We start from the raw sequence: 14,828 nt of genomic DNA on the forward strand, positions 1-14,828 counted from the left end.
ATGAATGAAAAATTAATACTCGCTTTAGATCAGGGGACAACTTCCTCAAGAGCGATCCTATTCAATCATAGCGGAGAAATAAAATATGTATCTCAAAAAGATTTCAGACAAATATTTCCTACTCCGGGCTGGGTAGAACATGACCCGAACGAAATATGGTCATCACAGATCTCCGTTGCCGCAGAAATTATTGCCAAAGCAGGGATTTCAGGATTAGAAGTGGCAGCTATCGGAATTACCAACCAGCGTGAAACCACTATTGTTTGGGATAAAGAAACCGGAGAACCTATTTATAATGCTATCGTTTGGCAGGACCGCAGAACATCTAAATATTGTGATGAACTGAGAGAACAGGGACATGCTGATATGATCAAAGAAAAAACAGGTCTGATATTGGATGCTTATTTTTCAGCAACTAAATTAAAATGGATTCTTGACAATGTAAATGGTGCCAGAGAAAAAGCAGAGGCTGGAAAACTATGTTTCGGAACCGTGGATACATGGCTTGTATGGAAATTAACCCGTGGAAAAATGTTTATCACAGATGTTTCCAATGCAAGCAGAACCATGTTACTAAACATTCACACATTGGAGTGGGACAATAATCTTCTTGAATTATTTAATATTCCAAAAGCTATTCTTCCTGAAGTGAAGCAAAGCAGTGAGGTATACGGAGAAACAGCTACTACCCTATTCTCTACCAAAATTCCGATTGCTGGAATTGCAGGTGATCAGCAGGCTGCTCTTTTTGGACAAATGTGTATAGAACCGGGAATGGTGAAAAACACTTATGGAACAGGATGTTTCTTATTGATGAATACTGGAAAAGAAGCTGTTTCATCTAAAAACAACCTATTAACTACAGTTGCCTGGAAAATCAACGGAGAGGTTAATTATGCATTGGAAGGAAGTGTTTTCGTAGGAGGCGCAGCAATTCAATGGTTGAGAGACGGGCTTAAACTGATTCATTCTTCTGATGAAGTGAATGATCTTGCAGCATCTGTTGAAGATAATGGCGGAGTGTATTTCGTACCTGCTCTTACAGGGCTGGGAGCTCCTCACTGGGATCAATATGCTCGTGGAACTATTGTAGGAATTACACGCGGAACTACGGATGGACACATTGCAAGAGCTACTCTTGAAGGAATTGCCTTCCAGGTTTATGATATTGTAAAATCTATGGAAGCAGACTCCGGAAGAGCAAGTCTTGAATTAAGAGTAGATGGCGGAGCTTCGGCAAGTGATCTTCTAATGCAGATACAGTCCGATCTATTCGGATTTAAAATTACAAGACCCAAAACACTTGAGACTACAGCATTGGGAGCTGCATATCTTGCAGGACTGGCAGTAGGATACTGGAAAAACATTGATGAGATCCAGGCTCAATGGATTGTAGATAAAGATTTCCACCCTAAACTGGAAAGAGAAAAGGTAGATAGCATGGTTCACTTCTGGAACAAAGCAGTATCTCGTGCTCAAAGCTGGATAGAAGATTAATTACTGACCTTAAAAATACACATATGACTCCATTTATCGCAGAAGTGATCGGAACGATGCTTCTAATTTTGTTAGGCAACGGTGTTGTAGCCAATGTTGTCTTAAAGGATACCAAAGGAAACAATTCCGGATGGATCGTTATTACTACCGCTTGGGCATTAGCCGTATTTGTTGGGGTTACCGTTGCAGGACCAATAAGTGGAGCACATCTGAATCCCGCAGTAACCATAGGTTTAGCTGCTGCAGGAAAATTTTCCTGGGATTTGGTTCCGTCTTATATCGCAGCTCAGATGATTGGAGGAATGTTAGGAGCGTTTTTAGTTTGGTTATTTCATAAAGACCACTTCGCTATTACGGATGATGAAGGAGCAAAGCTTGCCTGTTTCAGTACAACGCCGGCTATCAGGAAAGTTTCTTCAAATCTTATCAGTGAGATTATTGGAACTTTTGTTCTGGTATTCGTCATATTTTATATTTCGGATCCCAGCATCACGTTACAGGCTGACCCTAACGCAAAAGTAGGATTAGGTACTGTAGGAGCTATACCCGTTGCATTTTTGGTCTGGGTAATAGGACTTTCTTTAGGTGGAACTACTGGCTATGCTATTAATCCTGCAAGGGATCTTGCACCAAGAATTATGCACGCTATTCTTCCCATAAAAGGCAGCAGTGACTGGAGCTACGCATGGATTCCTGTGATAGGACCTATTACAGGAGCTGTAATTGCAGCAGGGCTATTCATGATATTAAAATAGAAGCACAAATGATGAAAATACTAAAAGGAATCTTCCTGATCGCTCTGAGCACAGGAAGATTATTTTCTCAGGAAAGCAAAGAAAAGGAATCCAAAGAAAGTCGTCTGGATTTTACAGCCAATATCCAGAACAACCACTTATGGAGAGGATTGATCATTACTGATAAACCTGTTGTCATGGGAAATTTATCTTATGCTCTGGATGCAGAAAAGAAATGGAAAGTAGGAATCTGGGGTGCTTCTGCTCTGGCAGATGACAAAGACAATACACATTATAAGGAGATCAATTATTATGTTCAGTATTCTGACGGACGTCTTTATATTGGGTTATGGGATCTTTATAATTCAAGAAACATCAATACTGCGGTTGCTGCGGATGACATTTTCAGTTATTCACAGAGAAGAACGGCACATATTATCGACTTAAGAACCAATTATACGTTCGGTCCCTCCTTTCCGATCAATATTGAGGCAGATATCATGTTATATGGCGGAGCCAATGCTGGAGAAGTTATTCTGGAACCGGATGGAAGCTATAAGAAAAACAGGTATTCTACTTACGTTCAGGCAAGCTATCCCGTAATCAGCGGACAGAAAGTAAATCTGGATGCTTTTGTAGGTGCCGGCTTTTCATTGAACGGGAATACTTTCCTGTATGGAAACGGAAAAAACAATTTTGATATCGTTAATATAGGAGTAAAAGCGGTAAAAACTATTAAGATTACCGAGCATTACAGTTTACCGGTTTCTATGATGGCAATGTGGAATCCGTCTAATAAGTATGCCAGAATTCAATTGGCTGCAACAGTTTTTTAATTCAAATTCTAAACTAAATTATAGATAAGCCACTTCTTTTGGGAGTGGTTTTTTATTTGTCTAAAATTACCGGGATTCCACCATTTATGAGTTCAAAAGATATCTTTACCTTTGAAGAATCAATTATGCACCACACAGGGATGAAAATACTAAAGATTTTATGGGTTTTGCTTTTTATTATTTCATGCAATAAGAAAGAGAATCATCCTTACTCATTTTATTATTGGAAAACGAATTTAAAGCTTGATCAGAATGAAAAAAAAATATTAGATCAGGCGCCTGTTCCTTATTTGTATACAAGATTTTTTGATGTTGATAAAGCAGGCGGAAAATTTCAGCCTGTTGCCGTAATTACAAAAGATCAGAGCTTTCAAACGGAGAAGCAGATTGTACCTACTGTTTTCATTACCAATCAAACAATGCTTGGCATTTCTCAGAAGGAAATCAGTTTTCTGGCGGAAAGTATTCATCATTTAGTTCAAAAGAAAGCAGAAGAGTATCATTTAAAAATCAATAATGAAATTCAAATTGACTGTGACTGGACAGCGGGAACCCGCGATGATTATTTCAGGTTTTTAAAAGAGCTCAAGAAGGTTTCAGGAAAAAACATCACGTGTACTTTGAGGCTTCATCAGGTAAAAGACAAAAAACAAACCGGAATTCCTCCGGTTGAAAAGGTATATCTGATGTGCTACTCCACTTCTTCTCCTTTGGAAAAATCAGACAAGAATTCTATTCTGGATGTCAATACCCTGAAAAGCTATCTTTCAAAAATGGAAGACTATCCTGTCAAAAAGATTGAGGTTGCTTTGCCAATTTATTCATGGGGAATTATAACGAATCATCTTGGTAAGCACAAACTGATCAATGCTTTATCTAAAAAAGATCTTGAAAACCCTAACTTCAGAAAGCTCTCAGATCACGAAGTTCAGATCCTGAAAGATGGTTTTTATTTTGGAAATTACCTGAATAAAGGATTCAAAATAAAGGTAGAAGAAATCTCCGAAGAACAACTGGAAGATGTAGTACAATTCCTTCAGAAAAAAATACCACATTTTAATATTATTTATTATCAATTAGATAGTAAATTTGTGTTAGATAGAAAATTTTAAAGATAAAAACAGATCATAAAGCATTGGTATACTGAAACCTTGCTATCCACACCCGAATGACAAACTATTATAAAAAAATTAAAAAAACACTACAAACCCTATGAAAAAGTATATTCTTTCACTTGCGGTTGTATCTCTTTTCTATACAAAGTCCGACGCCTGTGCGTGGTCTGACCCGGATTATGAATACTTCAATCTTTTTACGCAGAGCATCATTAAGGATAAATCTTATCTTCCTTTTTTACACACTTATTCTACAAGGTTCTATGACAATTACAATCCGTCATTGATTCCTGATGATAATATTGAAGCATGGAAAAAATATTTCAATAATCAGCTTAACTATTCGGAGACTCAGAATCTGGTGTATAAGCTAAGCATGAATGATCTTAATGCTCTTAAAAACGGAACTCCTACACATCCTCTATTACAAAAGCTGGGTACGGGTTTTTATCAGAAGTATAAGGAAGGAATTGATTACTTAATTGAGGCTAAGTACTTAGAACCTTATATGAGCATCAATTATGTAGAAACTGAGAATTCATTTTATTCCTATGGAAGAGATGAAAACAGAAAAAATGCTACAGCTCTTGATTATAATAAAACTATTGCTGCACTGACGTCTTTATACAATGCTGCCAGAAATCCTGAAATCAAGCAACGTTACGGATATCAGCTTGTGCGTCTGAACCATTATACCAGAAATTATGATGCCGCATTACAGGCTTTCCAAACTTATATTGAACCTGTTAAATTAAAAGGCACCGTATATTATATGGCTCTGGATCAGCTTGCGGGTGCTCAGAGAGGGCTTGAAATGAATGCTGATGCCAACTGGAACTTCTTTCAGGTATTCATGAACAGAAAGGATAAAAAGGAATCTTCTTTTGTTTCCATGAAGCTTTCAGACACGGCGTCTTTCAGTAATATCATGAAAAGAGCCCATACGAATGAGGAAAAGAATATGGCTTATTTCCTTCTGGGATATGAAGAGTTTAATAACCCGATTCCTATTATGGAAAAGATGTTCGACATTAATCCTGATTCTGAAATATTAAAAGTAATGGCGGTAAGAAGTATCAATGAGCTGGAAAGAAGTTATCTTCCGACTTATTATTATACTTCGGATGCATATGGAAAAGTGTCTGTCTACAGAGGAAATACTGAAACCAAAGCTTCAAAGGAAACCACTACAGATAAAAAACCTACAGAAGTAAAAGAAGTAAAGGAGGAAAAAGTTTCTTTCTGGCAAAAAATTGTAAGGTTCTTTAAAAATCTTTTCGGCGGTTCTAAATCTGACGCATCCGGAAACGAGAATAAAGCGGATCAGAGTGATGATGAATTATTAAATAACCCGAACAGAATACCATTCTACACGACGGGATATGCCGGATATGATGATAATACCAAAGATTATCTTGATGCTCTTGAAAAATTCACTTCAAAAACAAAAGAAAAATCTAAAGATGAATATTGGCAGATTGCAGATGCTTATCTTAAATTTTTAAAGAAAGATTATAAGGAAAGTACAGAAATCTTAAATGAGATCAAGACAACCAATCCCGAATATCTGGAAGAAATCAAAAGAATGAAAGTTCTGAATGATATTGTTTCTCAACCGAAAATTGATGCTGCTTTTGAAGATCATATGATGAAAGACTATGCTGAATATTTTGTGGAAAAAGAGGTAAAAAAAGATACGGCAAATGTTAATAGTGAATACGACTATTACGGGGATGCTCCTTCTACAGCAGACTTCCTTAAGGACGTTATGGCAAATCGTTATCTCCTTCAGGGTGAAGATGGGAAATCTTTTCTGATGAACAATGAGCTTTCAGATCTGCAATACAATCCTAACTCAACTCTTGTAAAAAGTGTTGAAGACTTCTACAGAAAACCGAATAAAACTCAGTTTGAACAGCAGATCATTGCTAAAAACATGAAGAGCGTAACTAATATTGAAGCTTTCTTCAATACTATTTACGGAGACAGAGCAATGAGACTTGCAGATTTTGAAAAGGCAAAATTATATTACGAAAAGGCTCAGCAGTTTGGCGGAGTGCCAAGAGAAAATTATGATTGGACTGAAAAAGACGGGCAAGTGGTAACTCCAAAGAATTATACTTCTACCGAATACAATGGATTTAATAATATTCCTGGGCTCATATTCGGGCATAATGTATGGGAAAGCTACCAAAGTCCTGATTCGGAATCTATGAAATCTGAAGGATACACCGACTTCCCTTTCATCAAGGATAAAATGAACAAACTGGAATTGACCAATATTCTGATCCAGCTTAAAAAGATTGGAAATGGCAATGATGAAAAGGCAGCAAGAGCCAATCAGCTGATCGGAAACCTGCTATACAACACTTCTATTCTGGGATATTACCGACATGTTTTTGTGATGGATATTGACAACAGCAACGGTGGAAAATATTACTTCTGGAATAATGATAGGGGCAACCCTTACAAATATTATTATAAGAACTTCCTAGATACTTCTTATATTGAACCTGATAATTTTGATCTCGCAATCAATTATTATCAAAAGGCTCTTAAACTTTCAGCCAATAAGGAGGAAAAAGCAAGAATCCTGTTCCAGATGGCAAGTGCTGAGCAAGGAAAGTATTATCAATACGAAGCAAAAGCGCCAAAAGATTTTGACTATTCTGATCCGAAATGGTCTGAAAAAGAAGATGCCCGCCAAAAGCAGATGGACGATCTGAAAAATCAGAAATACAGAACTTATTTTGCACAACTGAAAAATCAATATTCAGATGCTGAAATCACGAAAAGCCTGATGGGAAGCTGCAGCTACTTTAGCTATTTCATGAAGAGATAATGAATGATATTATATACAATAAAAAGGAATCATAATGATTCCTTTTTTTGTTGTTCCTGTTTTTGCAACCATTCTTCATGCTTTCTTTTGAAGAACTCATATTTATAATCCTGATTTCTCTGAGCGACATCTATAGAGTGGGAAGTATGTATATCTGCATCTTTTTTGGCAAACTGCGCAAGGTTTTCATAATAACAATGAAGTTGATCCAATTCTGCTTCTGTAAGGTCTTCAATATCCACGATTCTGTTGCTTGCCTTCTCATGAGCCGCAATGATTTCGTTAAGCTTGATCTGTATCGCCTTTGAATCTTTATTCTGTGCTTTTTGGATGAGGAAAACCATGAGAAAAGTAATAATGGTTGTACCGGTATTGATAACGAGCTGCCAGGTTTCAGAGTAATTAAAAAAAGGACCGGATACAGCCCAGATGACTACTACTGCCATTGCTCCCAAAAAAGCATGAGGACTTCCTGTAAATTTTACAGCCCAATTTGAAAATTTTTCAAATAGGTTTTTATTCTTATGATCCATAGTTCACGTGATTTGATATAATAAATTTATAAAATTAACATGAACAAAATGTAAGAATATTGAATATAAAGAAAGTAAGATCAAAGACACTGCCTGGAAGGGCGATGAAAGCTTTAGTTATAAACCTCTCTCCTCTTCCTATCTTATTTTCTACTTCATCTTTCTAAACCTGTGCCACCAGATCAGAAAGCCTGTAATGGGCAAGGAACAACCAATAAGCGAAACCATAAAATAAAGGATTATACTGGGTAACCCCATGATTTCTCCCGTATGCAAAGGTTTTGCCAGAGATGTGAATTGCTTGTTCAGCGGTTTATCTGAAAAAAGCTCTTTGGTTTTAAAGATTCCTGTTTTATCAAAAGTTACTTCATCGGGAAGCATCATTCCCAAAAAGTTTTGAGTATTGGTTTTAATGACAACATATCTTGGGTTGTCTTTATTAGGCAGTTCAATGTTTGTAACGGCTCGATAAGGCAGATGTTGGTCTGCTAATTTTAAAATCTTATCAATGGAAGCAGATTCCGAGTCTTTAAGATTTTTCTTTTCGTCCTGTTTCTCCAACATATCTTCTAAAAGTCCGCCAAATGCATCATCTCCGTTATCAGTAACTTTTGAAATATTATCAATAGATGATCCTCCGAGAGTCATGATCAGCCCATTCTTTACCCAGGGATAGGTAACATATAAACCGGTAACCGCAATGAAGAACAGCATGATGAAAGTATAAAAACCAAGGGTGTTGTGAAGATCATAATTCACTCGCTGAAATTTTGCTTTAAGCATCACTGTTAGCCCCTGTTTTAGAAACTTCAGCTTTTTAGGCAACCAAAGAATCAACCCGGAAATCAAAAGTACACAAAACATCAGCACTCCTGCCCCTAGAATCTGGCGTCCTGCAGTCCCCATCATCAGATTTCTGTGAATATCAAGAACAACATCAAAAAATTTACCTGACCTTACATCTGCCTGCCCAAGAACTTGTCCCGTATACTGATTATAATATGTGCTTTGGTCTACATTATTTTCTTTGTAACCGATTACATAGCTTCTTCCTGCATCATCCGGAATTAATAAGGAGGTTACTACTTTATTCTGCTGTAATAATTCTGCCTGAATCTGATCCGGAGTTTTAACATGGTTAGATGCTGAACTGATATAGACTTTATCTCTATTACTAAAATCAATAATCTGATTTTTGAATGAATAAAGACATCCGGAAAGACACATCACGAAAACAACGATGCTTGATAAAAGTCCCAGCCAAAGATGAATAATCCACATTATGTATTTAATGAATGATTCATTCTTTCGTTTTTTTCTGTAAAGGCTTTTAAACAATGTTTTCATTTTTGGGATAAACAGCAAAAAACATTAAGACAGTTTTGCCGTCTTAATGTTTTTAAATTGATATGAATAAATTAAAAAAAGTCAATACGAATTCAGGTAAAAAGTAAGTGTCAATCTGCCACATACTTCTCTGCCTTCACCGGTATTAATATCGATTATTTACGTCCTTTGAACTGAACATCTTTTACAATTTCTTCAAAGATTGTATAATGTTCAGGTGTTAACGCTTTTTGAATAGCAGCTTTTCTTTGGGCATCAAATTTTTCCCAGTATTCTTTTGCAAGATCATTATTCCCGTGATATACATCGTGAGCATCGCTGAATGCTTTTTCGAAGGCATCGTTTGCTGCGTTTACCACTTTGAATTCGTCTTCAGAAAGTTGAGCTTCCGCTTTGATCCTTTCTAACAGCTCGTTATTGTATCTTGGTCTTTTTCTTGAGTTTTCATCAACAAATTTGTTGAATTTCTCCATTTGCGGAGCATCAAGCACTTTAGCCATTTCAAGAGCCTGCTGAGCTCTCAGTTCTTCGCCTTTGATTCCTAAAGCAACACGGTCCATATTCCCACCCTGTGCTTTGGCAGCCTGGTAATTTTGTTCCTGTAACTGCTGATATTTTGCAGTGATCTCATCAAAACTTTTTTCCTGTTCAGGGGTAAGTTTTACTTCGGTTTTAAACTGATTGTAATCTACTCCTTTCTTCTTGTCTCCTGAACATGACATTACAACTGCTCCAAGAGCTAATGCTAAGAATAATGTTTTTACACTTTTCATATCTGATGATTTTGCTGATTAGAATTTATAGTTTACCTGTACGGCAAAGTTTCTTGGTTGGATCTGATCAATGTATCCTCCTCTGAAATAAGAATTATAACCTACAGCATTGAAAATATTATTGAAGAATCCTCTTAGCCCTACTCCATTTTTGAAAGAATATCCAATCTGTGCATCAACAGTAGTATAATCAGGCATCTTAAATGGTTTCTCACCAGGTTGTGTCCCGTTTACGTGTCCGTTGTCTATTATAACATCCAGTTTATGGTCATCTACCGGTCTTGTTCCTACGTGATAAATACCGGCACCCACATCCAATCCTTCCAAAATACCTGAATTAAATTTATAATTCAACCATGCATTTGCTGAATTTTTTGGGGTATTTATCGGAGCAGAACCGTTTACAAATGACGGGCTATCCTGGTATTGAGCATCCACATACGCCCATCCTGTCATCACCTGAAGGTTCGGAAGAATTTTACCGATTAATTCCACTTCCATTCCTTTTCTCTTCAATTCACCGGCTAAAGCATATTTTCCGATTCCCTGACCATTATTACCCAAAACTTCGTATGATAAGTTATCCGTATTGATATCAAAGAATGTAACATTGAATCTCAATCTTTCATTAAGCCAGTCTGACTTGATTCCTGCTTCCCACTGTCTGGTAGTAGATGCTCCTACGGTGCCTCCTGTTACCAACGGATTATTAGCGTTTCTTAATGCAGTTGTGCTGGTATAAGATCCAAAAATGTTCATGTTTTCAATCGGAGAGATCATAATACCTAATGAAGGATTCCAGGCAAAATCTCTTTCCTTATCTGAACCGATTAATCTGCTGTAACGAACTCCTAAATGTGCTTTTACATATTTATTAAAAGTAATAACATCCTGAGCCATTAGTCCCATTGTAGGAGCTACTGCATTCACAGGATTAGCTGTAGATGGGTCTATATTGATTCCATTAGGAAGAATATTATTGATTTCGTTTAAAACGTTGATCTGGTCAACCTCTTTTGCTTTATATGAAGTGGTAGTAACATTAGATTCTTTCCAATCAAAACCAACCTGGAAGGTATGCTTCATAAATCCTGTCATTACATCGCTTCCGATAAAGTCAAATTGGAATACTTTATTTAAATCTTCTCTGTCAGATCTTGTTAATGTTCTGTTACGGAATTCTGTAGGATTATCTCTTTTCAAAGGAGCCAGGGCAGCTCCTACTATTTCAGACTGATATGTAGAGCTCATAAAAGCGGCTCTTAATTTCAGCTTTTCAGTAAGTTTTCTTGTTGCTGTCGTAGAGAAGTTAAATGTTTCAATCTTTGCATTATCTGTAGAAAATCCAAGAAACTTTCTTCCGGGCATATTATAAATAGCTTCTACATTTCCTTTGGCAAGATTCACAGTTCCTCTGTCCGGTGTAGTATTATTATGCATGTAATCCATTTCTACTACGATTTCCGTTTTATCATCCGGACGAATAGCAATAGACGGGTTTACATAAATACGATCTGTATTCACAAACCTTCTGAAGCTATTATTGTTTTGGTAAGCCGCATTTAATCTTACAGCTACTTTTCCCTGTGAATCCAGAACTCTTTGAAAATCTACAGTAGGACGGTAAAAATCCCAGCTACCATATCTGAAACCTACATTGGTCTGATTGATAAACTTAGGAACCTTAGTTACAACGTTAATTACACCTCCTGCAGAACCTAATCCATCTCCGATTCCCTGCGTAACTGCGGCAGAACCTTTAATTACCTGAATACTTTCTACCCCCTGCATATCCGTAAGCATTGCACCTGTACGGAAATCCGAATCCATCTGAACTCCGTTTTTTAAAACAGGAACTCCTCTGTACCCTCTTATAGACATACTTTCTCTAATACCACCATAACTTCCAAACTGAGTAACACCCGGCACGTTCTTAGCAACATCAGTTACAGTAAGCCCTCCCAAATCTTCGATTACCTTATAAGAAATTACAGAAATACTCTGGATTTGGTCTCTGGTTTTCAAGGGAAGTCTTGTTATTGCTTCAAGACCTTCTGGTTGTTTTTTTCTTTCACCAAAAAGTTCTACTTCATCAATTTTTTTATGTTTAATTGAATCATTTGCTTTCTGTGCATTTACAAAAACCCCACCCAATACAAGCAGAGAAAAGGATACTACTTTATTCATCTGATAATTTTTTACAAAATTATTATTTTTAATAATTCTAAATAAATAAAGTAAGGTGACATATGTCACCTTAGTCCTTGTATGAAATACAAAATCATCAATATCAATACAATTATGATTAAAATATTACTAAATATTCATATTAGTATTGAGCATTATCATTTTGTATTAAAAAATAGCTAGTAAAATAAAAAATCAAATTCACAGCTTTGTAAATTTGATTTTCTATTGATTGATGATTATTAAATTCGATCAAGCAGCATTTTAATCATTAGCAGCGCCATGATCAGGAGAAACACAATCAATATTATTCTAATACCCGACACTAAAGGCTGATGATCTTTTTCTAATTTTCTAAATACAAAATCCGGTTCCGTGTTATGAGGCTCGGACTTTAGTTCTCCAGAAGTAAGTTTCCTGTACAAATTGGTAAGTTCTTTAATAGTACCTACTGCACCGGCTTCGGAAGTTTGAATGAACTTCTTATTACCAAACTTATTACCGGAAAGATCTACTACATGAATATTAGGATATGACTCAATGGAAAATGGCTTTTCAATATCATTATTTACCAAAGATAAATGTCTTAGCTCTTTCGTATTTTTAAATGAATTGAATTCTGAAATATGATTATCATTCAGGTACAAAGTACTTAATTGAGTCTGATTATTTAAAAACTGGAGATCCTTAATCCCACAATTACTCAAATAGAGAAACTTCAACTGAGAGCTCAGTTTCACCTGATCGAAATCTTTGACCGAATTGTTATTACAACTTAAAAAAGATAACTTTTTCAAATGATTTAAAGGTGATAAAGAGACAATTTTATTATCTGAAATATCGAGATTGAGAAGATGGGTCAACTTTGGAAGACATGAGATATCTGAGATCACATTATTCCTTACATAAAGTTCTTCTATTCCGCTAAGGTTACCAAGCATATCAATATTCTCAACCTTGTTATCACTTGCTTCAAGTTTCTTTAAGTTTTTCAGATTACTTACGCCATCAAAAGATTTAATCTTATTATCATTTAATGTTATTTCCTTAAGGTCTTTTAGAGCTGTTACATCAGGAATATTGGTAATCTGATTCTTGGATGCATGAAAATATTCCAGTTGATATAATGAGGTAATACATGTTATATCTTCAATCTCATTATCGCTTAAATAAAGTCCTTTTAAAGTACTAGAAAGCTTCTCAAGAGAGCTTATCTCTTTAATCTTACCAGAACCAATATTTAAATATTCAAGTTTATGAAAGATATGTATTTCATCAATCGATTCCATTTTTGATCCCTGAATGTAAAGGGCTTCAAGTTCTTTTAAATGAAGGAATCCGTCAAGGCTTGAGAATTGTGAATTACAATCTAATGACAATTCTTTCAGGTTTATTAAATTCGAAAGAAAACTCAGATCAGAAAGTTCATAATCATAGAATGAAATTTCAAGTCTCTCAAGTTTATTTAATGTTCCTGCAAATTTTAAATGGCTTTCTCTGTCAGCATCGCTAAGCTCATCATATTCCGGCTCATATAATTCTAAGGAAATAACTTCTCCTGAACTATTGGATTCGTAGTAGTAACTGTCTTTGCTGATACCATATGATTCTGCAACTCGCTCAACTTCTCTGCTCATATATATCGTCTTTGTTTTATGTTATTGGCTTTATCACTTTGAAATAAAAAGAGATAAATGATGAAGGGATAAACAGGTATTTATTTAATCAATTTAAAGGATATTTCACCGCTTTATCAATTTCGATAGGATTGTTTTCTTTGAGGATCATTTTTCTTCTTTCATCAGACATTCCTTTCAGCTGGTCTATGCTTTTTACCTGTACTCCTAAAACATAAAATGTATTGTCTGGATTGGTATTGGACTTAAATGCTTCTGCAATATCATGTAGTGGATCATTGTAGAGTTCCAATTGTTTTTTTGCGATGATCTTATCATTTACAGGAATGGTGTTTCATAGGTTTTGGGAAGTTTCATGCTTTTAGCAAGTTTGAAAATATAATTCTTCTGAGTGTCTTCTACCTCAAAGATCAGCCCCGGAAGTCCACGGAACTTATAGGGTCCTTCACTTAAATTAATATCTTTACAAAACCAGGCTTCCCATTTTCTGCCTCCGAAAGTGGTGGTTGCTTTCTGCAAGGTATACTGTCCGTCCACTTTTGTATCATTCAGAAGTTTCCAGTTCATTTTGTCTATTGATTTTAAAGAATAAAGATCATTCAGTAAAATCAATGAAGTATTTTCAAAAGAATCTTTTTTTCTGATAACAGCAGGAAGGTGATCATCCCATCTCGATCTTCTCTGACCACGAATAATATTTAAAGAGTCGGTTTCAGCGTAAGAGTAAGGATAAAACTTAACATTATCAGGATTAATATCCAAAATCATATTGTCTTTACTCAGTTCTTTTGTCAATGAATCTGTTTTATACTGAAACTGGTAAATGAAACGATGGGTCTGTGCACTAAACAGCAAGGGGAATAGCAGTAGTAATAGTTTTTTCATGGTATTAATTTAAATCAAAAGTATCAAGAATGTTTGTAATACTAAAATACAATTGGCTTCAAAAATAAAAAATCCGTTCCTAAAAAGGAACGGATTCTATAATCATTGCAAAGTATGCAGTTATCACACTTTAATTTCAACGTCTACACCTGAAGGAAGTTCTAATTTCATTAGAGCATCAACAGTTTTAGAAGAAGAAGAGTAGATATCCATTAGTCTCTTGTGAGCTGATAATTGGAACTGCTCTCTTGCTTTCTTGTTTACGTGCGGAGATCTCAACACTGTGAAGATTCTCTTATTCGTTGGTAATGGAATTGGACCGTTTACAACAGCACCAGTAGCCTTTACCGTTTTTACGATTTTCTCAGCAGACTTGTCTACCAAGTTGTAATCGTAAGATTTTAGTTTTATTCTGATTCTTTGTGACATTTCTTTAATTTAA

13 protein-coding genes are annotated in these 14,828 nt (G+C 35.7%); 5 read left to right on the forward strand and 8 right to left on the reverse strand.

Features of this window, described 5'->3' with window-relative positions; all coding sequences use genetic code 11:
- From glpK to AC5YGG_RS00420, 5 genes are all read left to right on the forward strand, one after another.
- A complete protein-coding gene (glpK, locus tag AC5YGG_RS00400) occupies nt 1–1,497 on the forward strand; it encodes a glycerol kinase GlpK (protein WP_496142453.1) in 1,497 nt (498 codons plus the stop codon).
- Nucleotides 1,498–1,520: 23 nt separating this feature from the next.
- Nucleotides 1,521–2,252, forward strand: coding sequence for an MIP/aquaporin family protein (locus AC5YGG_RS00405; RefSeq protein ID WP_496142454.1), 732 nt, complete (start codon nt 1,521–1,523; stop codon nt 2,250–2,252).
- An 8-nt stretch (nt 2,253–2,260) separates the two neighbouring features.
- Nucleotides 2,261–3,067 (forward strand): hypothetical protein, encoded by an 807-nt coding sequence (locus tag AC5YGG_RS00410; RefSeq protein ID WP_496142455.1) that lies wholly within the window; start codon nt 2,261–2,263, stop codon nt 3,065–3,067.
- A gap of 140 nt (nt 3,068–3,207) precedes the next feature.
- On the forward strand, nt 3,208–4,179 hold the full coding sequence (locus AC5YGG_RS00415; protein WP_496142456.1) for a hypothetical protein: 972 nt from the start codon (nt 3,208–3,210) through the stop codon (nt 4,177–4,179).
- A gap of 100 nt (nt 4,180–4,279) precedes the next feature.
- Entirely contained in the window at nt 4,280–7,024 is a 2,745-nt protein-coding gene (locus AC5YGG_RS00420; RefSeq protein ID WP_496142457.1) for a hypothetical protein, read from the forward strand.
- 29 nt (nt 7,025–7,053) lie between these two features.
- Here the strand turns inward: AC5YGG_RS00420 and AC5YGG_RS00425 are convergent, their stop codons facing one another.
- From AC5YGG_RS00425 to rpsJ, 8 genes are all read right to left on the reverse strand, one after another.
- Nucleotides 7,054–7,557 (reverse strand): low affinity iron permease family protein, encoded by a 504-nt coding sequence (locus AC5YGG_RS00425; RefSeq protein ID WP_496142458.1) that lies wholly within the window; start codon nt 7,555–7,557, stop codon nt 7,054–7,056.
- A 150-nt stretch (nt 7,558–7,707) separates the two neighbouring features.
- On the reverse strand, nt 7,708–8,904 hold the full coding sequence (locus AC5YGG_RS00430) for a PepSY-associated TM helix domain-containing protein (RefSeq protein WP_496142459.1): 1,197 nt from the start codon (nt 8,902–8,904) through the stop codon (nt 7,708–7,710).
- A 155-nt stretch (nt 8,905–9,059) separates the two neighbouring features.
- A complete protein-coding gene (locus AC5YGG_RS00435) occupies nt 9,060–9,677 on the reverse strand; it encodes a hypothetical protein (protein WP_496142460.1) in 618 nt (205 codons plus the stop codon).
- A gap of 18 nt (nt 9,678–9,695) precedes the next feature.
- The gene (locus AC5YGG_RS00440; RefSeq protein ID WP_496142461.1) at nt 9,696–11,864 is read right to left on the reverse strand and encodes a TonB-dependent siderophore receptor; all 2,169 of its coding nucleotides are present in this window, start codon (nt 11,862–11,864) and stop codon (nt 9,696–9,698) included.
- Between the two features lie 242 nt (nt 11,865–12,106).
- Nucleotides 12,107–13,501, reverse strand: coding sequence for a leucine-rich repeat domain-containing protein (locus AC5YGG_RS00445; protein WP_496142462.1), 1,395 nt, complete (start codon nt 13,499–13,501; stop codon nt 12,107–12,109).
- A gap of 88 nt (nt 13,502–13,589) precedes the next feature.
- Nucleotides 13,590–13,793, reverse strand: coding sequence for a hypothetical protein (locus AC5YGG_RS00450; protein WP_496142463.1), 204 nt, complete (start codon nt 13,791–13,793; stop codon nt 13,590–13,592).
- A 26-nt stretch (nt 13,794–13,819) separates the two neighbouring features.
- Complete coding sequence (locus AC5YGG_RS00455) at nt 13,820–14,386, reverse strand: GLPGLI family protein (RefSeq protein ID WP_496142464.1); 567 nt, start codon at nt 14,384–14,386, stop codon at nt 13,820–13,822.
- 123 nt (nt 14,387–14,509) lie between these two features.
- Nucleotides 14,510–14,815 (reverse strand): 30S ribosomal protein S10, encoded by a 306-nt coding sequence (gene rpsJ, locus AC5YGG_RS00460; protein WP_002661363.1) that lies wholly within the window; start codon nt 14,813–14,815, stop codon nt 14,510–14,512.
- Nucleotides 14,816–14,828: the final 13 nt, after the last annotated feature.

The sequence above is a fragment of the Chryseobacterium sp. CS2K3 genome (genome assembly GCF_059515185.1).